Genomic DNA, 22940 nt, shown 5'->3' on the forward strand with positions numbered 1-22940 from the left:
CGGGCCCTGACAGCCCGACGGGTGGAGCCCCCGACGCGCTTCGGGGGCTCCACCCGCGGTGGCGCGGGGCCGGTCAGGCGTCGGCGGACGCCAGTCGGGCGTGCCGGCGGGCGGTCGCCTCGGCGGGGTCGAGCACCGGGACGGCGGCCAGCAGGCCCTTGGTGTAGTCGTGCTGGGGTGAGTCGTACACGGCGTCGGCGTCGCCCTGTTCCACGATCCGTCCGGCCCGCATGACCGCGACGCGGTCGCTCACCTGCCGGACCACGGCGAGGTCGTGGGCGATGAAGAGCAGCGCGAGGCCGAGGTCGCGCTGCAGCTCGCCCAGCAGCTCGACCACCTGGGCCTGGGTGGTGACGTCCAGCGCGGAGACCGGCTCGTCGCAGACGATCAGTCGCGGCCGGGGCGCCAGCGCCCGGGCGATGCCGACCCGCTGCCGCTGCCCGCCGGAGAACTCGTGCGGGTAGCGGTGGTACCAGTCGGCGTCGAGCCCGACGCGTTCGAGGAGGTCGCCGACCCGGGTGCGGATGCGGCGTTCGTCGCTCTCGCCCGCGACGCGCAGCGGGTCGGCCACGGACTCCCCGATGCTGCGGCGTGGGTTGAGCGAGGAGATCGGGTCCTGGAAGACCATCTGCAACTCCCTTCGGAGCGGGCGCAGTTCCTTCTCCCCGAGTGCTCCGATGTCCCGGCCGCGGTAGTGGAGCCGGCCGCCGGTCGGCTCCAGCAGCCGGACGAGCATCCGTCCGAGCGTGGTCTTCCCGGAGCCGGACTCGCCGACGATCCCCAGCGTCTCGCCGGCCCGTACGGTGAGCGAGACGCCGTCCACGGCGGTCACGGGGGCGGCGCGCCGGGTGAGGCCGCCACGGGCGGCGAACTCCCGGCGCAGGTCGACGGCTTCGAGCAGGACGTCGCCCCCGGCGGGCCCGGTGGAACCGGCAGGCCCGGCGGGCCCGGCGGGGGCCTCCGCGGCGTCGACCCGCGGCACCGCCGACAGCAGCGCGCGGGTGTACGGCTCGCGCGGAGCGCCCAGCACCTCGGTGACCGGGCCGTGTTCCACCGCCCGGCCGTCCTTCATCACCAGCACCCGGTCGACGCTCCCCGCGACCACTCCCAGGTCATGGGTGACCAGGACCAGCCCGGCCCCGGTCTCGGCACGCAACTCGTGCAGCAGGTCGAGGATCTGGGCCTGGACGGTGACGTCGAGCGCGGTCGTCGGCTCGTCGGCGACCAGCAGCCGCGGCTCGCAGGCCAGGGCCATCGCGATCAGCACCCGCTGGCGCATGCCGCCGCTGAACTCGTGCGGGCGCGACCGCGAGCGGCGTGCCGCGTCGGCGATGCCGACGCGGTCGAGCACCTCGACGGCCCGGGCCCTGGCGTCCCGGCGGGAGACGTCCCGGTGCACCCGTACGACCTCGGCGATCTGGTCCCCCACCGCGTAGTACGGGTCGAGGGCGGAGAGCGGGTCCTGGAACACCATGGCCGCCAACCCGCCGCGCAGGCGCCGGAGTTCCTCGCCCTCGGCGGCGACGGCGTCGACGCCGGCGACCTTGACCGAGCCGCCGATCCGGGCGCCGGTCCCGCGGTGCAGGCCGAGCAGTCCGTAGGCGACGGTGCTCTTGCCGGAGCCGGACTCGCCGACGATGCCGAGCGCCTGCCCGGTCTCCAGGGTGAAGCCCACGCCGTCGACGGCGCGGACGTGGCCGTCGCCGACCGGGAAGTCGACAACCAGGTCCCGGACGTCGACCAGCGGTTCGGCGCTCACGTCAGGACCACCCTTCGGTCGGACACCGCGTAGAGCACGTCCGCGATGACGTTGGCGAGGACCACGCAGAACCCGGTGACGAGGGTGAGGCCCACGACGGCCGGAAGGTCGATCAGTCCGACCGAGGTGACCAGCAGCTTGCCGAGCCCCGGGAGGCCGAAGAGCGACTCGGTCAGCACGGCGGACCCGAACATCGTCCCGAGGTCGATGGCGGTGAGCGCGATCACCGGGGTGAGCGCGCCGCGCAGCGCGTGCCTGGTCACCAGGCGCCGTTCGCTGACGCCGTACGCCCGGAAGGTCCGGATGTGGTCGTCGGCGAGGGCCTCCAGCATGGACGAGCGGGTCAGCCGGGCGTACTTGGCGGACTCGATGAGGGCGAGCGAGACCCAGGGCAGCAGCAGGCCCCAGAACCACTGCTGCGGGTCCTCGGTGAGCGGCACGTAGCTCGGGAACGGCAGCCACTGGAGCTGGGCGCACAGGACGATGAGCAGCACCAGTCCGATGATGAACACCGGGACGGAGCTGCCGGCCAGTGTCAGCCCGGTCAGCAGGCGCTCGCCGAGCCGGCCCCGGCGCAGCGCGGAGACCATCCCGGCGCCGACCCCGAGGACCAGCCAGACGACCATCGCGCCGAGCGCCAGCGAGGCCGTGACCGGGAGCCGGGCGGAGATCATGTCGGTGATCTGCTCGCCGCTGCGGTAGGAGACGCCGAGGCAGGGCGCCGGGCAGTGCAGCAGGCCCGTTCCGGCGCTGAAGTCGCGGCCGGCCACGATGCCCTGGAGGAAGTGGGCGTACTGCAGGTGGACGGGCGCGTCGAGGCCCAGGCGTTCGCGTACCTGGGCGACCTGGGCGGGGCTGCACTTCTCGCCGCAGGCCAGCTGGGCGGGGTCGCCGGGGGCGATGTAGAAGACCGCGTAGACGATCAGGGAGAGCGCGAGCAGGACGCCGAGCATGCCGACGGCCTTGCGGAGCAGGAAGCGGGTCATGCGGTGGCCTCCTCGGTGGTGCTCGGAGGACGGGTGCCCGAGGCGGGCCGGTCCGCCGACGAACCGGCGCTGCCGCGCGCCGTGCCGACCCGCAGCCGGGAGGCCGCGCGGGGGTCGAGCTCGGTGCGGACGGCGTCGCCGAGCACGGTGAAGGCGAGCACGGTGACGAACAGCAGCGCCGACGGCAGCAGCACGTACATCGGGTCCGCACGGAACCAGGTGGTCGCGCCGGAGAGCATCTGGCCCCACGACGAGGTCGGCGGCTTGACGCCCACGCCGAGGAAGGACAGCCCGGCCTCGGCCATCACGTTGGACGGCAGCAGGACCGCCGCGTAGGTGATGACCGGCGCGGCCAGGGACGGCAGCAGCTCCCGGCGGGCGATCCGCCACCGGGTGGCGCCGGCCAGCCGGGCCGCGGCCACGTAGTCGAGCTGCCGGAGGCTGAGCGTCTGTGCCCGGACCAGCCGGGAGGTGCCGCCCCAGCCCAGCAGCCCGATGACCAGGGTCAGCAGGAGCGGGCGGGGGAAGCCGGAGGGCACGACCGCCATCAGCGAGATGGCGAAGACCAGCGAGGGCAGCGCGAGCATCACCTCCGTGGTGTTGCCGATCAGCTGGTCGAGCACCCGGCTGCCGAGGCCCGCGGCCAGACCGAGCAGGACGCCGATCGCGACCTGGACGAGGGTGGCGCCGACGGCGACGAGCAGCGAGATCCTGGCGCCGTCGACCAGTCGGGCGAACACGTCGCGCCCGGTGCCCGGTTCGACGCCGAGCCAGTGCTCGGCGCTGACACCGCCGAAGGAGCCGTTGGGCACTCCGCCGGCTGCCGAGTCGAGCAGGTCGTTGTGGTAGCTGGTGGGGTCCTGGCCTTCGATCGCGCTGAGCAGCGGTGCCGCCGCCGCGATCAGGACGAGCAGGACGATGACGAGGCCGGCGGCGAGGACGGCGCGCCGCGCGAGCAGCCGCCGCCACACCTGTCGTCCCCCGGCGGCCGGGGAGGCCGCGAGGCCCTCCCCGGCTCTGGGTTCCTGTGGAGCCATGGTTGTCCGATCGATCCGTCCGGTCCCGTCCGCTACTTGACCGCGACCTGGGAGATGTCGAGCACGCCGGTCCAGTCGCTGATGACGATGTTGCGGACGTCCTTGCCGGACAGCCGCTTGTAGACGGGGTGGAACAGCGGGACGGTGAGGGCCTGCTCGCCGATCCGCTGGTCGAGGGCGCCCCAGCGCTTGGCGGCTTCGGCGTGGTCGGTGATCTTGTTGATCTGGTCGATCTCGTCGTTCACCGACGGGTCGTCCAGCTGCGCGGAGTTGAAGTTGTAGCCGTCGGTGACGATCTGCCGGCCGTCGAAGATCGGCGCGAGGAAGGGGCCGCCGGACGGCCAGTCGGCGCCCCAGCCGGAGAGGAAGAGGCCGGGCTCGGTGCTGACGGTGTGGATCGTCTTGGAGTACCTGGTGGAGTCCAGGGCCTCCAGCCGGACGGTGATCCCGGCCGCCTTCAGGCCGTCCTGGACGGCGGTGGCCAGGTCCGGGCCGTAGCCCTTGCCCGTAGCGCTGGAGTGGGTGAGCGTGATGGTCAGACCGTCCGGGTAACCGGCCTCCTTCAGCAGCTCCTTGGCCTTCTCCGGGTTGCCGGTGGCGCCGGCCGGGAACGGGTCGTACGGCGTGTACCCGAAGGTCTCCTGGTTGGGCAGGTAGGTGGTGGCGGCCTCGGCGAGCGAGGAGCCGCCGGCGGCGTTGACGACCGAGGTGCGGTTGATCGCGTAGGCGACGGCCTGCCGGACCTTGGGGTTGTCGAAGGGCTTGACCTTGGGGTTGAACGCCAGGTAGTTGACGTAGCCGAAGTGGCCGGTGCCGACGCGTGCGGCGAGGGCCTTGTCGTCCTTCACCTGGGCGAGTTCGGAGGGGCCGAGGTTGGTGTCGGTGGTGACGGCGGCCGCGTCGGCGCCGGTGCCGGCGGAGAGCCGCTGGTTGATCACCGCCGGGTCGAGCCCGGACTGCACGTCGATGGTGTCCGGGTACGCCTTGCGCTGGTCGTCCGTCGCCGCGGACCAGTTGGGGTTGCGCGTGAGGACGAGGTGGGCGCCGTCGTTCTCGTTCTTGACGACCTGATAGGGGCCGGAGGAGACGGGGTGGTCCTGGTACTTCGTCCCGGTGTCCTTGGCCTTCGGGACGGGTGCGAACTGCGTCTGGGTGGCCAGGTACGGGAAGTCGCCCTCGGGCTTGTCGAGATGGAAGACGATGGTCTTCTCGTCCGGGGTCTCGATGGCGCTCAGGCCGCCACCGTCCTTGTACGGGCCCTGGTAGTCCGCGGCACCGACCAGCCAGTCCCTCAGGAACGGTGCGCCACCGGAGAGTTCGGGGGCGAATGACCTCTCGATGCCGTACTTGATGTCGGCGGTGGTGATCGGCGAGCCGTCCTCGTACTTGAGGCCGTCCTTGAGCCGGTACGTCCACACCGTCGCGCCCTCCGACGGGGTGCCGGTGTCGGTGGCGAGGTCCGGGACCACCTTGGTGCCGGCCGCGCCGTCCGCCCGGTTGCGGGTGGTGAGGGTGCGGAAGACCAGGGAGGGCACGTTGCCGCCGCCGGAGGTGTAGAGCCGTGCGGGGTCGAACTGGTCCTGCGGGTTCTGGTTGAGGACGGAGAGGGTACCGCCCTGCTGCGGCGCGGCGCCCTTGTCGGCGCTTCCACCGCCGTCCGCCTTCGGTCCGCACGCCGCCACTGCGACGACCAGGGCGACGGTGACGGTCGCCGCGGCGAGGGGTGAAGGTGGTTCGAGACATCGGAAAGGGGGCCTTTCGCTACCGATGGTGCACGGAGGAAGGCGGGCGACAGTGAGGCCTTGGGAAGAGTGAGCGGCACCGCGCCCGCAGGAAGGGGCGACGCCCCGACGCGGCGATCACCGCAAAACGCGTCGGGACAGGCGGATTCAGCGACAGAGATTGTCGGAAACGCAGTGCGCGGCCACGCCGATCAGCGCCAGCTCAATGGCGGCGCACTCGATCGGGTGACGGTCAGACATGCCGAGAAGACTGTATGAATTTAAGTGCGATGTCAAAATCCCGGACACCATCCGGCCTTCGCCGACGCGATCCGGAACGGCGGCTCGCGGCCGTGCGGTAAACATCTCCCCCACCGCCCGGGTGAGTTCCGTGAACACCACGCCGCCCCGATACGGGCGCCACCCGCCTCCTTCGACAGGACGCCGGTCGGCGCGCCTGCGACCGTGACCGGCCCGGTCAGCCGCTCCAGGAGCCGGTCGAGGTGGTGGTCCGGACCGGGGCCGCCGTCCCGGACGAGGTGGTGGTCCAGGTCGCGCCGCCCGAGGTGGTCGCCCGCACGCCCGGGGCCGTGCCGTCGCTCGCCGGGCCGGCCGAGGTGCGCGACGCCCGGCCCGCAGAGGCGGCCGGAGCGGGGTGCGCAGCGGTGGTGCGGCGCGCGGCGGGGGCGGCGGGCGCAGTCGAGGGACCGCCACCACCCGGCACGACCCGCTCGATCCGCAGCACCATGTTGCGGTCCTGCCGGTCGCCCGCCCGGTCCTGGTTGCGGCTGTGCACGACCTGCGTCAGCACGCCCCGGATCTCCTGCCACCGGCCCTGCACCGCACGGACGTTGGGACACCACTCGCCCCGGTCCCGGTGCTCCAGGTCGAGCTGCCAGCTCTCCGCCTCGACGACGAGGACGGCGCCGACCTCGCCGGGGATCTCCACCGGAGCGGCACCCCGGGCGGTCACCACCGCCCGCTGCGGGAACCGCCCCTCCGCCGCCGTCACCGTGATCCGGCTCGACCCCTGGTACCAGGCCATCGCTGTCCTCCTCGTCCGTTCCTCGGGCCGGCTGCCGACCGCCCTCAGCCGGTAGCACGGACGGCGCCCCCTCCGGGGTTCGACAGAACCGCCTCCGGTCCGAACCCGACGGCCCACGGCTTCCGTTCGGCGGGGCGGATCCGTGCGGGACTGACGGCCATATTGGTCTATGCCATTTTCCGATCGCGCTGCCCGGCCTCCGAAAACCGCCGGCGCCGGGCCCCGGGGACAGGGTCCGGCCCGCGGGCGGAGTGCGATGCGGATGCGGTGACGGACCGTCAGTCAGCAGCCCCGACCCGGGAGGAGGAGCCGCCGCCCGTACGGGCGTCGTCCCGGCCCTCGACCAGGACGGCGGACTCCAGCGGCGAGGCGATCTCCTGCGGTCTGCTGCGGGACGCCCAGTCGCGGATGCCGAGCAGCACCATCACGAAGAAGATCCCGTAGACGATGCCGGAGAAGTACAGCTCGGAGTGGACCGCGAGCGGCACGCCCACCAGGTCGACGGCCAGCCAGACGAACCAGAACTCCACGTAGCGGCGGGCCTGGCTGTACATGGCGAGGATCGAGCCGACGAAGATCCAGGCGTCCGCGAGGACCATCCACCACGGCGCCCCGGGGTAGAACGAGGCGTCCGTCCCCTTCAGCACCGCGCCGAACGCGGCCGTCCCCAGCACCATCGCGGCCATCAGCACCGCGCGTTCCCGCCCGGACGCCCAGCGGACGTTGATGGCGCCTTCCTGCTCCCGGCTGCGCTTCCAGGTCGCCCAGCCCCAGGAGGCCGAGACGATGATGACGATCTGTCGGGCGGCGTTGCCGCCGAGGTGCACGTTCAGGCTGGCGATCAGCAGCAGCACCGAGCCGAGGATCTGCACCGGCCAGGCCACCAGCGAGCGCCGCAGGGCCAGCCAGACGGTGGCGAGCGCCAGGATGTTGCCGAGGAAGTCGGACCAGTAGACGGGGAGGCCGAAGAAGTCGAACTGCTCGTTCAGCCAGTGGAACGCGCTCATGACTCACACCTTTGTTCGTGCGGAGCGAGGTGGGGGAAGGGACGGTCGGCCCCGCCGAAGCGGGGTGCGGGGCCGACCGGGCTCGGGGCGCGGGGCGCGCGCGGCCGCGAGGGGGCGGGTGCGCGCCGGCAGGTGAAGGGCGGTGGTGCCGGTGGATCAGGAGGGGAAGGGCGGCGCCGGTGGATCAGGAGAGGGCGGCGAGGACGTGCCGTCCGTGCTCGGAGTCCAGCAGGGTCTCGGAGCGGCGGACGTCCTCCCGGGCGGCGAGCAGCAGTTCGTCGACGGAGGCGAACCTCTCGGTGTCCCGGATCCGGGCGACGAACCACAGGTCGACGCGCTCGCCGTACAGGTCGCCCGGGGCGTCGTGGCAGTACACCTCGGTGTGGATCTCGGAGGTGTCGCAGAAGGTGGGGTTGGTGCCGATGCTGATCGTCGCGCGGTGCACGGTGCCCGTCGCGCGGCGGGCCAGCCAGCCGCTGTAGATCGCGGGCGGTGGGACGGGTGTACCGGGGTCGGAGGCGATGTTGGCGGTGGGGAAGCCCAGCCCCCGCCCCCGGCCGGCACCGTGCACCACGGTGCCGGACAGGGGGGTCGTCGGAGCGTCAGCCATGGGGGGTGAGCTCACGGAACTGGCTGGTGTGGAAGACCAGTGGCTCCACCCCGGGGAACAGCTCGACGGTGAGCAGCTCCATCAGGACGATCTCGTGGTCGCCGCCGTCGTACACCGCGTTCACCCGGGCGGTCTGCCACAGCGCCGCGTCGTGGATCAGCACCGCGCCGTCCGGCGTCGCCTGCCACCCGGTGCCGTCGAAGCGGTCGCCCTCGCGGGAGGCGAGCCGTCGGCAGAGCGCGCCCTGACCACGGCTGAGCACGCTCAGCCCCAGGACCGGCGCCTCCGTCAGCCTCGGCCAGGTGGTCGAGGTGCGGGCCACGCTGACCGCGACCATCGGCGGCTCCAGCGAGATCGACACGAAGGAGCTCACCGCGAGCCCGACGGGTTCGCCGTCGCGCAGCGCGCCGAGCGCGACCACCCCGGTGGGGTAGGCCCCGAACGCCTGGCGCAGCGCCGCGGCGTTCAGCTCCGCCGTGTGCGGTACGACCGCGTTCGGTTCCGCGGGCGCGGCGGCCGGCGGGTTCGGATGGTGGGCGGGAGTGACCATGGTCGTCGCCGTCCTCTCGTCGCGAGTGGGGTGGTTCAGTGCCGGTACTGCGCGGCGGGGTGGCTGGCCGGCAGCGCCCGGTCGGACGCGCCGGTGAGCCGCTCGCGCAGCGACTCGCCGGCCCCGTACTCGCCGCGGAAGACGCCGCGGGCGCGCAGGATCGGCAGCACCGACTCGACGAACTCCGTGGTGGAGGCCGGCTGCACGGTCGGGGAGAGCAGGAAGCCGTCCAGGTCGGCGCCCTCCGCCAGGGCGCAGATCTCGTCGGCGATCTCCTCGGCGGTGCCGACCACCGGACGGGCGCCGACGCCGTGGGTGTGCCAGTCGGCGAGGACGTCACCGACGGTCTTGCCGGCGAACCGGGCGACCTGGGTCTGCGACATCTCGGTGGACAGCTCCGACATCGGGGTGTCCGGCGCGTACGAGGACAGGTCGAGGCCGGTGAACATGGCGTAGCTGGCGACGGTGACCTCCGGGCGCTGGGCGTCCAGGACACGCTGCCAACGGCGTTCGGCGTCCGCGGTGGTGGCGCCGACCACGCAGGAGAACGCCGACATCACCTTGACCTCGTCGGCGCGGCGGCCCGCCCGCACGGCCTCCTCGCGGATCGCCGCGGTGTGCCCGGCGAGCTGCTGCACCGAGCCGCTGCCGACGAACATGCACTCCCCGTGCCGCCCGCCGACCCGGCGCCCGGCCGGGGAGGCGCCGGCCTGGAACAGCACCGGGGTGCCCTGCGGGGAACGGGCGGTGTTGCCGTAGCCGTGCGAGCGGAAGTACGGCCCCTCGTGCTCGACCAGGTGCACCTTGGCCGGGTCGGCGAACCGGCCGTCCTTGTCCTTCTCCAGGGCGTCCGGCTCCCAGGCGCCCTCCCAGTACTTGTAGACCAGGTCGAGGAAGTCCTCGGCCATCTTGTACCGGTCGTCGTGCGCCACCATGTCCATGCCGAAGGCCTTGACCGCGGTGTCGGCCGTGCCCGTGGTCACGATGTTCCAGCCGAGCCGGCCGCCGGACAGCTGGTCCAGGGTGGCCAGCCGGCGGGCGAACGCGTACGGCGGCTCCACCAGCACCGAGCCGGTCACCACCAGTCCCAGGTCGGTGGTGCTCGCGAGCAGCGCCGAGGCGATCACGAACGGGTCCAGGCGCGGCAGGTCCAGGGTCTCCTCGGTGGCGATCGGCGGGCGCACCCCGTTGATCTCCGACCAGCCCCAGGCGTCGGCCAGGAACAGGAAGTCAAGCTTGGCGTCCTCGCAGATCTGCGCGATCTCGCGCCAGTACCCGAGGGTGTCGAACAGGTGCCGGCGGCTGTCGGGGTGGCGCCAGGTGGCGGTGCCGCTCGCGTTGGTCTGGGCGTTCTCGAACAGTCCGAGCTTGAGGTTGCGCATGGGTGTTCTCCGTTGAACCGATGGTGCGGGGGGGAGGTGGGGAAGCCGAAGGTGCGTCAGGACGCCGGGGAACCGGGGGTACGTCAGGGCGGGGAGACCGGGGTCCGTCTCGGCCCCGGTGAACCGAAAGTACGTCAGGATGCGGCGGGAACCGCGGGAACGTCGGGGGCGGCGGCCGCGTCGAGCTGCGCCGCGGACGGCATGGAGGACTGGGCGCCGAGACCGGTCACGGCCAACGAGGCCGCGCGGACGGCGCGGCGGGCGGCGGCCGGCAGGTCGGCGCCCCGGGCGAGGGAGTCGGCGAGGGCTCCGCAGAAGGTGTCGCCGGCGCCGACGGTGTCGACGGCGTCCACGACGGGGGCCGGCAGGTGCAGGGCGGGGCGGCCGGGCTGTTTGATCAGTGCCCCGTCCGCGCCGAGCGTCACCACGACGGCCCGGCAGGGCAGCACGGCCCGTTCCAGCAGCTCACGCACCCCGTCCGGGCCGGCGGGCGGCTCCGCGCCGAGCAGGGTGGCGAGTTCGCCGAGGTTGGGGACGAGGACGTCGACGGCGGACAGCACCTCCGGGGCGACCGGCCGGGCCGGGGCCGGGTTGAGGACGACCGTGCCGCCCTGCTCCCTGGCCCGCAGCACGGCGGCGGCGACCACCTCGGCGGCGATCTCGTGCTGCACCAGGACCACCTCGCCCGCCGACCGGGCCAGCCGCTCCGGCAGGTCCGCGACCGACAGCGCGGCGTTGGCTCCGGGGTTGACCACGATGGTGTTCTCGCCGGCCCGGTCGACCACCACCGAGGCGATCCCGGTGGTGCTCTCCGGCTCCGGGCGCACCGCCTCGACGTCCACCCCTTCGGCGGCGAGCGCCCGCAGGATGGTGTCGGCGTCCGCCCCGACCCGGGCGACCAGGCGCACCTGCGACCCGAGCCGGGCCGCCGCGACGGCCTGGTTGGCGCCCTTGCCGCCGACGCCCTCCACGAAGCCCCGCGCGAGCACGGTCTCGCCCGGGCGCGGCAGGTCCCCGACGGTCAGGACGAGGTCGCGGTTGACCGAACCGACGACGGTGATGGGCGGCATCTGGACTCCTTGGGAGATCGATCTCCCACACTGTGGACCAGCCCCCGGAAACCGTCAAGTACCCTCGTGCTGCGCATTCCGCCAGCTCAGCCGAGCCCGATTCCGACCGCGAAGGACCGCCCACGTGACAGCGCCCCGACTCCTCGACGTGGCCGCGGCCGCCGGCGTCTCCCGCGCGACCGCCTCACGCGTCCTGGCCGGCACCCCGCGCAACGTCGACCCCGAACTCGCCCGCCGCGTCGAGGAGGCCGCCCAGCGCCTCGGCTACCGCACCAACCACTCCGCCCGGGCGCTGCGCACCGGCACCACGGGCACCATCGGCGTGGTCGTCCCCTCGCTCGCCAACCCGTACTTCGTCCAGCTCGCCGACGCCATCGCCCAGCAGGTCCGCGCCGCCGGCGGGCAGTTGGTGGTCTCCGACGCCGCCAACGACACCACCGTCGAGGCCGAGCAGATCGAGACCCTGCTCGGCGGCCGCGTCGACGGCCTGCTCGTCGTCCCCGTCTCCGCCGGCGCGTCCGGCCCCGCCATCCGGGCCGCCGCCAAGCGCGCCCCCGTCGTCCTCTTCGACCGCTGGGCCACCGGCTCCGGCACCGTCGCCGTCACCCTCGACAACACCGCCGCGATGCGGCTGCTCCTCGACCACCTCGAAGGCCTCGGCCGCCACCGGATCGCCCTGGTCGCCGCCGACCAGGCCTCCTCCTCCGGCGCGGAACGCCTCGCCGCCTTCACCGAGGCCCGCGGGGCCGACGCCACCACCGTCCTGCTGCCCAGCTTCACCACCGATGCCGGCCGCACCGCGGGCCGCCGCATCGCCGAACGGCACGCCGGGATCGACGCCGTCGTCTGCGGCGCGGACGTCCTCGCGGTGGGGCTGGTCAGCACCCTGCAGCGCTCGGCGGTCCCCGTTCCCGGCCGGATCGCCGTCACCGGCTTCGACGACACCGAGATACTCGAACTCCTCGACCCGCCCATCACCTCCATCCGCCACCCGCTCACCGCCATGGCCGAACGAGCCCTGACGCTCCTTCAGGCCCCCGCCCGCGAAAGGACGGAGCGCGTGGAGCGCTTCGCGCCGCAGCTGGTGGTGCGCTCCTCCACGGACGCGAACGCCTGACCCCGAGCAGCCGGGCACGCCCGCCGGGCCACGGCCGCGCGCACCGGTCACCGCGCCGCGCCGCCTGCGCGACCGACGGACACGTCGAACGGTTCGAGCAACCACGAAGTGGTACCGGTGCGCGGCGAACCGCAACCGGTACCACTTCCCGGCAAGCAGCCTCGACCGGCCGGGACGCTCAGGCCTGCCGCCGCACGGCGATGACCACCGCGCCCAGGACGCACGCGACGGCCGCGGTGACGTAGGCGAGGTGGTAGCCGGCGAGCTGGTCCCCGCTGGTCGCCGCGACCAGGACCATCACCGCCACGCCCGCACTGGCGCCGATCTGCTGCGTCACGACGTTCACCGCGCCGGCGACGGCGTGCTGCCGCTCCGGGACACCCGAGAGGCCGGCGGACGTCATCGAGGGGAAGTTCAGCCCCTGGCCGATGCCGCTGACCACCAGGCCGGGCAGCACGTGCAGCACGTAGCTGCCGTCCTGCGGTGTGCCCAGCCACAGCCCCGTGCCCACTCCGATCAGGACGAGACCGACGGCCATCAGCGTTCGCGGGGAGTACACGGCCAGCAGACGGCCGGTGGCGAAGTTGGCGGTGAGGAACACGGCCAGGGACATGGGCACCAGCGCGACACCGGACTCGAAGGGCGAGTAGTGCAGCATGCCCTGCAGATACAGCGGCGCGAAGAACAGCATCCCGACCGAGCCCATGTACTGGAGGAACGCCGCCAGGCTCGCCTCCCGGACCGAGCCGATCCGGAAGAGGCCGAGCGGAAGCACCGGGTCGGCGGTGCGGTGCTCCCGCACGACGAACAGCACCAGGGAGACCACCGCGGCGCAGAGGATGATCCACGCCGTCGCGCCGCCGGTGCTCACGCCGACGACGAGCAGGGTGAGGCCGAGCGTGCCCGTGATCGCGCCGGGCAGATCCAGCCGACCGCGGTGCCCGGCACCGTCCGGCAGTCCGATGCGCGTCGCGGCCAGCACGCCGAGTCCCAGCAGCACCGAGAACCACAGCACCGAACGCCAGCCGAAGAACTCGGTCAGGACGCCGCCCAGCAGGACCCCGCCGCTGAAGCTCGCGGCGCCGACGGCCGCGTACACCCCGAAGGCCCGGTTGCGCGCCGGACCGGCCGGAAACGTGTCGGTGAGCAGGGCCAACGCGGCCGGCCCGGACAGGGCGGCGCCGATGCCCTGGACGGCGCGCGCCCCCAGCAGCGTCGCGGTGTTCGGAGCCACTGCCCCGACCAGCGCGGACACGGCGAACAGGGCGACACCGACCTCGAACACCCGCCGCCGCCCGAGCACATCGGCCAGCCGGCCACCCACCAGCAGGAAGCCGGCGAACGTGACGGCGTAGGCGGTCATGACCCACTGGAGCGTGGTTTCGTCGAGGTGGAAGCGCTCTCCGACGGACGGCAGGGCGGCGTTGAGCACTCCGAGACCGCTCACGTCCAGTGCGAGCGCCCCGGCCAGCACTCCGAGCGCCAGCCCCGGCCGGCTGACCGACTCGATCGCGGTGTCGGTCATGCGGGCCTGCCCGCGAGGTCGCGGCCGGCGAGTGCCCGGCCAGGGGGGTCGCTTCGCCGCAGCCGGGTGGACGGCACACGGCGCTGCGGGAAACGCCCGGCTAAGGAGCTGTCGGCATTGTCTGATGCTGCATCACGTTTCTCAACTGCCATGCGGCCAGCTTGCATTGGTCGCTCATCCGCTGTCCACCCCGCCCGGCGCGCATGATACCGGCAGTGCGCGCTCCGCGGAATCATTCGCCCACCATCGACCGAGGCCCGACGACAGCGGGCGAGGCACCTCCGAGCCGGGGCGCCTTCGCCCCGGGTGCGGACCGCCGCGGGCGGGACGGCTGATTTCGGCCGCGGGGCCGGGAATTCCGCACATCCGTCCCACCCGAGGAGATCGAATCGGACACTTTGGCGATCAAATCCCGCCACCGCTTCAACCGGCCCTCGAAGTGCGCAATCCTGTAGTCGATGCACTCGTAGTCGATACACCTCTGCGCACCACGGGCGGATGACAGAGAACCAGCGCTGCGCAATCCTCAGCAGCGGAATTGTCTGGCAGGCCGATCGGCAGGAGCCGCACGCGTCGGCGAGAATTCCACAGTGAGCCGCTGACTGGTGAGCCGCCGACGTGCGACCACTCGAACAACCCCGAAGCCCCTGGCCCCCACCCTGCATTGCCGCGTCGCGCGGTCGGCGCCTCAAGCCCTTCTTCCTGCCACGAGAGGAGCAGCGTTGCCCGACCGCAAGCCCATTCATGACATGCCCAGGCCCAGGATCTCGCCGGGCGGACGTCCGCCGTCCCAGACGTGCACCCAGGCCGCCCAGGGACGGTTCGACCACGACATTGACCGCGCGCACCCCGGCCCCGAACTGCCGAAGAAGGCTGCGAGCGCACACCGGATACGGCCTCCCGGTCCTTGACGGGAGCGACGCGCAGAACCAATCATCGAGGGGTTCATCGCCGGCAGCCGGAACGAGCCGCGCCGGCAGGGTGAAACGGCGTCGCCCGAACCGTGATCCCCGCCCGCTTCGCCGGGTTTCCCGTTCGCTCTGAACGCGGAGACAGAAAACACCGGTCCCGTCCTCACGCCGCCCGCCGGCTCCACCACGACAATCGGCGCGGCGAGAGGTCCTTCCACGCCTTGATCCGTCCCTTTTCGGCTGCCCGGACATCGACCTACCCCCCCCCGCTGGCCTGCCGTGAAGCTCCACCGTCCTTTCCATCCGCCCTGCTGAGGGAGTCGCCATGCCCCAAGAGCGCGCAGCGCGAGACATATCCGCCGTAACGGATTTCCTGCTATCCCGTTTTGCCGAGCTGATGGACCTGTCCGCGAACTCGGTGGACCGCTGGGCGCCGATGCACCGCTACGGGCTGGACTCGTTGAAGTCGGTGAACCTCGCGGCCTCCCTGTCCGAGTTCCTCGGCTGGCAGGTCCCGGCCACCTGGATGTGGCAGTACCCGACCGTCGACGGGCTGGCCCGCGCCCTCGTCGACGGTCCGCGTGCCGCGCAGCCCGCCCCTCGCGCCGAGCGCCGCAAGCCCTCGCACGAGCCCGTCGCGATCGTGGGCATCGGCTGCCGGTTCCCCGGAGGACCGGACCCGTCCTCGTTCTGGCGGCTGCTGGTCGAGGGCGGCGACGCCGTCGGGCCGGTGCCGGCCGCGCGCCGCGAGCTCCTGAACGACCGGGTGCGCTGGGGCGGGTTCATCGACGGCATCGACCGGTTCGATCCGCTGTTCTTCGGCATCTCGCCCCGCGAAGCCGTCCAGATGGACCCTCAGCAGCGCCTGGTCCTGGAGTTGTCCTGGGAGGCCCTGGAGGACGCGGGCATCGCGCCGCACAGCCTCGTCGGCAGCGACACCGGCGTGTTCATGGCCTCCTGTTGGGGCGACTACGCCGCCCTGGCGCACTACCGCGGCCCCGACAGCCAGATCACCCCGCACACCGCGACCGGCATGCACGACGGGATCATCGCCAACCGCGTCTCCTACATCCTCGGCCTACAGGGGCCGAGCATGGCCATCGACGCCGCCTGCGCCGGATCGCTGGTGTCGGTGCACGTGGGATGCCAGTCGATCTGGCTGGGCGAGAGCGACCTGGTGCTGGCCGGTGGCGTGAACCTGAGCTTCGTCTCCGACTACTACACCGCCATGGACCAGATGGGCGCACTCGCCCCGGACGGCCGCTGCAAGTCGTTCGACGCCCGCGCCAACGGCTACGTCCGCGGTGAGGGCGCAGGCGTGGTCGTGCTCGCCCCGCTGAGCGTGGCGCTGGAGCGCGACCTGCCGGTGTACTGCCTGATCAAGGGCAGCTCCTCCAACAACGACGGTCTGAGCAACGGCATGACGGCGCCCAACCCCCAGGCGCAGGAGAAGATGCTCCGCACCGCGTACCAGCGGGCGGGCATCGCACCGCACCTCGTGGACTACGTCGAGTGCCACGGCTCCGCGACACCGCTCGGCGACCCGATCGAGGCCAACGCCATCGGCGCGGTCCTGGGCGGCGACCGAGCGGAGCCCCTGCGGCTCGGCTCCGTCAAGTCCAACGTCGGGCACCTGGAGGCGGCCGCCGGCATCGTCGGCCTGGTCAAGCTCGCGATGTCGATGCGCAACGGCGTGCTGCCGCCGAGCCTGCACTACAGCGCGCCGAACCCGCAGATCATGTTCGACGAGTACAACCTGACCGTCCAGGACCGGCTGACGCCGTGGCCGCGGCGGTCCGACGCCCGTCGCGGTGGCGTCAGCTCGTTCGGGTTCGGCGGCGCGATCTGTCACGTGGCCGTCGAGGAACTGCCGCGCCCCGAGGCCTCGCTCCTCCTGCTGGCCGCGGACTCCCCCGAGGCGCTGGCCGAACAGGCCCTGGCGCTGCGCGACGGGAACGACCTGCGCGCGCTCTGCCGCCGGACGCCCGGCGACGGCCCGTTCCGGCTCGCGGCCACCGCCCGCGACATGGCCGAACTGCGCACCGGCCTCGACGCGTTCCGCAGCGGTACGACCGCCCCCGGACTGAGCGTCGGGGAGGAGACCGACGGCAGGCCGCGGGTGGCGTTCCTGTTCTCCGGCAACGGCTCGCAGTGGGTGGGCATGGGCCGGCAACTGCTCGCCGGCCTGCCCGTGTTCCGCCGGTCCATGATGAAGTCCGACCGGCGGATGCGGGAGCTGCTGGGCTTCTCGCTCGTCGAGCAGCTGCTGTCCCCCGAGGGCCGCCTCGACGACATGGACGTCTTCCAGCCGCTGCTGTTCTCCATCCAGGTCGCGCTGGCCGAGACCTGGCGCTCACTGGGGGTGGAGCCGGACGTCGTCCTGGGGCAGAGCGTCGGCGAGTTCGCCGCCTCCCACGTCGCCGGCGCACTCGACTTCGACGACGCCTCCCGCCTGGCCGCCCACCACGGCCGGCTCCTCCAGCAGCTGGCCGTGGGACGCGGCGAGGGCATCGTGGTGATGACCCCCGCGGACGCGGTCCGGCCCCATCTGACCGGCGGGCTCACCGTCTCCGGCTACAACGGCCTGAACTCCACCCTGGTCACCGGCACACCGCAGGAGATCGACGACCTCGTCCGGCGGCTGACCGAAGCGGGCGTCACCAACCACCGGGTGCGGATGGGCCACGCCCCGCACTCGTCGCTGGTCGACCACGTCCTCGCCCCGCTGAAGGTCGAACTGGAGGGCATCCGGCCGCGGACCACCCGCATCCCGATGATCTCGACGGTCACCGGCGAACTCGTCGACGGCGCGGAGCTCGGGCCGGACTACTGGGCGGACAACCTGCGCCGCGAGATCCGGATGGTCGACGCCCTGACGAACCTGCGCCACCACGACATCGACGCGGTGATCGAGCTCAGCCCGCACCCCGTCCTGCTCAAGCCGGTGTCGGAGATCCTGCCGGCGGCCACCCTGCCCTCCCTGCGGCGCGGCGCCGACGAAGCCTCGACCCTGCTCGGCTCACTCGGCGCCCTGTACACCGCCGGGCATCCCGTCGCGGCCCACCCCTTCCTGGCCGGCGACCGGGGACGGCACGTCGCGCCGAGCCCGGGCGACGCCGCGGCCGACGAGCAGCTGCACCTCGTGCCCGTCACGGCCCGCACCACGGGCGCGCTGGCCGACACCTGCCGCGAGCTGTCCAACCACGTCGAGCGCGACCCGGGCCTGCGGGTCTGCGACCTCGCCTACACCCTCGCCGTCAGGCGCACCCACCACAGCCACCGGATCGCGCTGCTCGCCCGCAACCGGCAGGACGTCCTGGACGGGCTCGCCCGGGTCGCCGCCGGCCAGTCGCACCCCGACGTCGTCACCGGCACGGTCTCCGGCAGCACCGACCGGCGGGTGGCGCTGGTGTTCTCCGGCGGCGGCACCCAGTGGGTCGGCATGGGCCGGGAGCTGCTGCGCTCGCACGCCGGCTTCCGCACCTGGATGAACGCCTGCGACGCCGCCGTGCGCGCGGCCGGCGGTTTCTCGGTGCTCGACCACCTCGCCGCCCCCGCGGAGGAGGCCAGGTACGAGGAGATGGACTTCCAGCAGCCGGTGCTGTTCGCCCTCCAGGTCTCGCTGGCGAAGGTCTGGCTCGAACTGGGCATCGAGCCGACGGCCGTCGTCGGGCACAGCCTGGGCGAGGTCGCGGCCGCCTGCGTGGCCGGGGCGCTGTCCCTGGAGGACGCCGCCCGCGTCGTGGTCGCCCGCTCGCACCTGCTGGAGCGCAAGGCCGACGAGGGCGCCATGATCTCGGTCGACCTGCCGGAGGAGGAACTGCAGCCGCGGCTCGCCCCCTACGCGCAGCACGCCGCCATCGCCGTGGTCAACAGCCCCACCAGCGCGGCGGTCTCCGGCTCGCCCGAGGCCGTCGACGCCCTGGAAGCGGACCTCCGGCGGGACGGGATCCCGGTCCGGAGGATCCGGGTCGAACGGCCGGTGCACAGCCCCGGCATGGACCCGCTGATCCGGCCGCTGCGCGAGAGCATCGACGGCATCACCCCGCTGACGCCGGGCATCCCCTTCCACTCCACGGCGCTGGCCGACACGGTGAACCCGGTCACCGACGTCGACTACTGGGTGCACAACCTGCGCAACCAGGTCCGGTTCGCCGAGACGATCGGTGCACTGGTCGAACGGGGCGTCTCCACCTTCATCGAGATCGGCCCGCACGAGACGCTGCGCGGCGCGGTCGAGGAGATCGGGCTGTCCCGCGGTGCCCAGGTGCACGCGGTCAACTCGCTGCGGCGCGAGGAGAGCGACGTCCGCTGCCTGCTGGGCGCAGCCGCCTCGCTGTACGTCAGGGGCCTGCCGCTGACCTTCGACCCGCTGTTCGCCGACGACGTCGAGGTCGTGGAGACCCCGCTCGTCCAGTGGCAGAAGGACCGCTACTGGATCGACACCGAGCCCCGCCGCGAACCCGCGCCGGCCCCGGCCCCCGTCGAAACCCTGCCCGTGGCCTCGGCCGCGGCCACGGCCGCTCCGGTGGAGCCGCAGCCGGTGGCGGACCGGCCGGTGGCGGAGGTCGTCCTCGCCGAACTCGCCGACGCGCTGGGCGTTCCGGTGAGCAGGTTCGATACGGCCGCCGGCCTGCGGGACTTCGGCCTCGACTCGATGCTGGCGATCCGCCTCGTCAACAGGATGCAGGCGCTGTTCGGGCACCGGGTGTCGCCGGTGGTGTTCCTGGACGGCCGCTCCATCTCCGAGGTCGTCGGTCACTTCGTCGAGATCACCGGTGGACCGGCCGCGCCCGCGGCAGCCACCCAGGCACCCCAGGCACCCCAGGCACCGGTCACGGCGGCCCGGCTCGCCCCGGCCCCCGAGGCCGAGCCGATCCGGTCGTTCCTGGAGGACCTGTCCGAACTGGACGCCGAGGAGCTGGTCGAGGAACTGGACGCGCGCGGGCTGCTGGAGGCCACCGACGCACCCGCGATGGACCAGCTCCGGGCCGAGGGCCTCGGTCTCCGGGTGGCACCGGCCTCGCACGGCCAGGCCTCGCTGTGGTTCATGCAGATGGTCGCACCGGACGCCGTGCCCTACAACTTCATGGTGACCGCCCGGATCCGCACCGCGGTCGACGAGGACGCGCTGGAGCACGCCGTCCAGGCCGTGCTGGACCGGCACCCCGCGCTGCGCACCGTCTTCGTGGAGGCGGGCGGCAGGCCGTACCAGGTCATCCTGGACGAACCGGTGTACGAGTTCCTCGTGGTGGACACCTCCGACCTGGACGACGAACAGGCCCGCGAGGAACTGGCCCAGTACGGGCACGAGCCGCTCGACATGGACAACGGGCCGCTCGTGCGGATCGTCCTCATGAGGCGCGGACCGGCGGACCACTACCTGCTGGTGCTCGTCCACCACATCGCGTCGGACGCGGCGTCGGCCGACGTCATGATCCGCGAGCTCCAGGAGTACTACGAGGGCGCCGACCCCGCCCGCAGCGCGCCGGTCGCCCCGTACACCGAGTTCGTCGAGTGGGAGCGGCAGTGGCTGGCCGGGCCGGCGGCCGACGCGGCCCTGGACTGGTGGTCGCGGAAGCTGGCCGACCCGCCCGCCCACCTCGACCTCTCCAGCAAGGAGCGGCCGCCGGGCGTCACCTACGAGGGCCGCGACATCGCGTTCCGCTGGAGCGCCGAGGAGACGCGCCTGCTGCGCGAGTTCGCGGTGCGCGAGGGCGTGTCGATCAGCACCGTCGTCCTGGCCGGGTTCTTCGCCACGCTCAACCGCGCGGCCGGGACCGAGGACTCGGTGCTGGCCACCGCCATCGCCCAACGGGCCGAACCCGGCTGGGAATCCGCCATCGGCTACTACCTCAACACCGTGCTGGTACGCGCGAACCCCGCCGGCGACCGCAGCTTCCGCGAACTGCTGCACGAGGTCCACGCCTTCTCGCTCGGCCTCCTGGAGCACATGAACTACCCCCTCGACCTGCTGGCCTCCCAGCTGAAGCCGCCGCGGGCCGAGGGCCGCTCCCCGTGGTTCGACGTGGTGGTGAACTGGCTGTCCTCGGACGCGTTCCCCCGCTCCGTCAAGCTCTTCCACGGCGTCGGCGAGACCCTCACGCCGGACGGCGCGCTGCCGCTCGAACCGCTTCAGGTGCGCAGGCACCTCGCCAAGTTCGACCTCGAGATCTCGATGGCCGACATCGACGGCAGGGTGGCCGGCCACGTCCAGTTCAAACCGAGCTACCTGGAAAGGCAGACCGTGACGGCACTGCTCGCGCTGTACCGCACCGTGCTCTTCGACTCGATCGCCCGGCCCGACCTGGCCCTCGGCGACATCGCGTCGACCGGCCTCCCCGAGGAGACGGACCGGTGACCGAAACCCTGCACTCCGAGTTCATCGCCCAGGCGGTCAAGAACCCCGACGCGACCGCCGTCTACTCCGACGCCGGCGTCCTGACCTACGGCGAACTGAACGAACGGTCCCGGGTGCTGGCCGAGCGGCTCGTCGCCGACGGCGCGGGCCCCGGCGTCCCGGTCGGCATCTGCGTCGAGCGCACCCCCGACCTGCTCGTCGCCGTCCTGGCGGCCCTGCGCGCCGGGTCCTGCTACCTTCCGCTGGACCCGAACTACCCCGCCGACCGGCTGACCTTCATGGTCCAGGACAGCGGGACCCGCCTGCTGCTCACCACGCCCGCGTCCCGGGCCGGTTGCCCGACCGGCCCGACCGTGGTCGTGCTCGGGGAGGGTGTGACGACCGAGCCCGGCGCGAAGCCGGTGGCGGTCGTGCCCGAGGACACCGCGTACGTCATCTACACCTCCGGCTCCACCGGCAGGCCCAAGGGCGTGGCCGTCCGGCACGCCGGCGCGGTGGCGATGCTCGCCGAGATGGACCGCGTCCTGGAGGGCTGCGACCTGAGCGGAGTCTCGGCGGCGAGCTCGGTCTGCTTCGACCTGTCCGTGATGGAGATCTTCAACGCGCTGTGCCGTGGCGGCGCCGTCGTGCTCGTCGAGAGCGCCGTGCACCTGCCGGAGAGCCCGTACGTGGACCGGATCACCCATCTGAGCGTCGTCCCCTCGGTCATGAACGGCCTGCTCGACGCCGGCGCCCTGCCCCCGAACGTGCGCTCCATCGTGTTCGGCGGCGAGGCGCTGCGCCGCAAGCTGGTGGACCGGGCCTACCGGGAGACCGGCGCCACCCGGGTGTTCAACGCCTACGGCCCCACCGAGGGCACCGTCTTCTGCTCGTTCGGGCTGGTGCCCGAGCACGGGACCGACGAGCCGACCATCGGCCCGCCGACCACCACCGACCTGGTCTACGTGCTCGACGAGAACCTGCGGCCGCTCCCGCCCGGCGCGTCCGGCGAGCTCTACCTCGGCGGCGTCGGCCTCGCGCACGGCTACGTCAACCGGCCGCGCACCACGGCCGAGCGGTTCGTGCCGGACCCGTTCCGCAGCGGCGAGCGGATGTACCGCACCGGGGACGTCGTCCAGTTCACCGAGGACGGCGAACTCCGGTTCCTCGGCCGCTCCGACCACCAGGTCAAGCTGCGCGGCTACCGGATCGAGCTGGAGGAGGTCGAGGCCCGGCTGACCGGCTGCCCCGAGGTCCGGGAGGCCGCCGCCGCCGTCCGGGGCAACCGGCTGGTCGGCTACGTCGTGCCCGCGGGCGACGACGCGCCGCAGGACGGGCCCCGGCTGGACCCCGCGCTCCAGAGCGCCATCACCGGCAGGCTCGCCGTCGAACTGCCCGACTACATGGTGCCCGCGACGCTCGTCTTCCTGGCCGCCCTCCCGCTGGGGCCGGGCGGGAAGCTCGACCGCAACGCGCTGCCCGATCCGCCGGCCGCCGACACCGACGGGCCGCTGACCGCCGCCAGCACGCCGACCGAGGTGGCGCTGTCGGAGATCTGGGGCCAGCTGCTCGACCTCGAACCGTCGAGCATCGACGTGCAGTCCGCCTTCTACGACCTGGGCGGCGACTCGCTGCTGCTCGTCCGCCTCGCCCGGCTGATGACCCGGCGCTTCGACCGCCGCGTCCGGGTGCCCGACCTCTTCAGCTTCCGCGACATCGCCTCCCTCGCCCGCTGGCTCGACGACGACAGCGGCGCCACCCCCGAGGTGGTCCAGTCGGCCCGCCAGCGCGCCGGCGCCCGCCGTGCCGCGCTGCGCGGCCGCGGCGGCGCCACCGGCCGCTGAGTCGCCTGAGCCACCGGAGTACCCGTACCCGACACG

At 73.0% G+C, this 22940-nt stretch carries 15 protein-coding genes; 3 read left to right on the forward strand and 12 right to left on the reverse strand.

From position 1 onward, the window contains the following. Positions 1–73: 73 nt before the first annotated feature. From ACIRRH_RS10820 to ACIRRH_RS10870, 11 genes are all read right to left on the reverse strand, one after another. The gene (locus ACIRRH_RS10820; RefSeq protein ID WP_403064835.1) at positions 74–1759 is read right to left on the reverse strand and encodes an ABC transporter ATP-binding protein; all 1686 of its coding nucleotides are present in this window, start codon (positions 1757–1759) and stop codon (positions 74–76) included. Beyond that, positions 1756–2745: an ABC transporter permease gene (locus ACIRRH_RS10825; RefSeq protein WP_403064838.1), complete on the reverse strand. Its 990-nt coding sequence runs from the start codon at positions 2743–2745 to the stop codon at positions 1756–1758. Before ACIRRH_RS10825 ends, ACIRRH_RS10820 begins: the two co-directional genes overlap by 4 nt. Next, a complete protein-coding gene (locus ACIRRH_RS10830) occupies positions 2742–3782 on the reverse strand; it encodes an ABC transporter permease (RefSeq protein ID WP_403064841.1) in 1041 nt (346 codons plus the stop codon). The genes ACIRRH_RS10825 and ACIRRH_RS10830 overlap by 4 nt, the downstream gene beginning before the upstream one ends. A 32-nt stretch (positions 3783–3814) precedes the next feature. Next, positions 3815–5464, reverse strand: coding sequence for an ABC transporter substrate-binding protein (locus ACIRRH_RS10835; protein ID WP_403064844.1), 1650 nt, complete (start codon positions 5462–5464; stop codon positions 3815–3817). Between the two features lie 207 nt (positions 5465–5671). Then, the gene (locus tag ACIRRH_RS10840; protein ID WP_403064847.1) at positions 5672–5905 is read right to left on the reverse strand and encodes a hypothetical protein; all 234 of its coding nucleotides are present in this window, start codon (positions 5903–5905) and stop codon (positions 5672–5674) included. 76 nt (positions 5906–5981) lie between these two features. Next, a complete protein-coding gene (locus tag ACIRRH_RS10845) occupies positions 5982–6548 on the reverse strand; it encodes a hypothetical protein (protein ID WP_403064850.1) in 567 nt (188 codons plus the stop codon). Between the two features lie 278 nt (positions 6549–6826). Then, on the reverse strand, positions 6827–7555 hold the full coding sequence (locus ACIRRH_RS10850; protein ID WP_403064853.1) for a nicotinamide riboside transporter PnuC: 729 nt from the start codon (positions 7553–7555) through the stop codon (positions 6827–6829). Positions 7556–7739: 184 nt separating this feature from the next. Continuing rightward, positions 7740–8165 (reverse strand): riboflavin kinase, encoded by a 426-nt coding sequence (locus ACIRRH_RS10855; RefSeq protein WP_403064856.1) that lies wholly within the window; start codon positions 8163–8165, stop codon positions 7740–7742. Next, on the reverse strand, positions 8158–8715 hold the full coding sequence (locus tag ACIRRH_RS10860) for a flavin reductase family protein (RefSeq protein WP_403064859.1): 558 nt from the start codon (positions 8713–8715) through the stop codon (positions 8158–8160). The genes ACIRRH_RS10855 and ACIRRH_RS10860 overlap by 8 nt, the downstream gene beginning before the upstream one ends. Before the next feature lie 35 nt (positions 8716–8750). Continuing rightward, entirely contained in the window at positions 8751–10097 is a 1347-nt protein-coding gene (locus ACIRRH_RS10865) for an NtaA/DmoA family FMN-dependent monooxygenase (protein ID WP_403064862.1), read from the reverse strand. Positions 10098–10231: 134 nt separating this feature from the next. Then, positions 10232–11167, reverse strand: coding sequence for a ribokinase (locus tag ACIRRH_RS10870; protein ID WP_403064865.1), 936 nt, complete (start codon positions 11165–11167; stop codon positions 10232–10234). 124 nt (positions 11168–11291) lie between these two features. Here ACIRRH_RS10870 and ACIRRH_RS10875 point away from each other — a divergent pair, with 124 nt between their 5' ends. After that, entirely contained in the window at positions 11292–12284 is a 993-nt protein-coding gene (locus ACIRRH_RS10875; RefSeq protein WP_403064868.1) for a LacI family DNA-binding transcriptional regulator, read from the forward strand. A 178-nt stretch (positions 12285–12462) separates the two neighbouring features. Here the strand turns inward: ACIRRH_RS10875 and ACIRRH_RS10880 are convergent, their stop codons facing one another. Next, the gene (locus ACIRRH_RS10880) at positions 12463–13809 is read right to left on the reverse strand and encodes an MFS transporter (protein ID WP_403064871.1); all 1347 of its coding nucleotides are present in this window, start codon (positions 13807–13809) and stop codon (positions 12463–12465) included. A gap of 1236 nt (positions 13810–15045) precedes the next feature. On the opposite strand from ACIRRH_RS10880, the gene ACIRRH_RS10885 reads away from it, so the two are divergent. Both ACIRRH_RS10885 and ACIRRH_RS10890 read left to right on the forward strand, forming a co-directional pair. Continuing rightward, positions 15046–21081, forward strand: a complete 6036-nt coding sequence (locus ACIRRH_RS10885) for an acyltransferase domain-containing protein (protein WP_403064874.1) — start codon at positions 15046–15048, stop codon at positions 21079–21081. Next, a complete protein-coding gene (locus ACIRRH_RS10890) occupies positions 21078–22904 on the forward strand; it encodes an amino acid adenylation domain-containing protein (RefSeq protein ID WP_403064877.1) in 1827 nt (608 codons plus the stop codon). Before ACIRRH_RS10885 ends, ACIRRH_RS10890 begins: the two co-directional genes overlap by 4 nt. Positions 22905–22940: the final 36 nt, after the last annotated feature.

This window comes from Kitasatospora sp. NPDC101235, from assembly GCF_044767505.1.
Taxonomy (GTDB): domain Bacteria; phylum Actinomycetota; class Actinomycetes; order Streptomycetales; family Streptomycetaceae; genus Kitasatospora.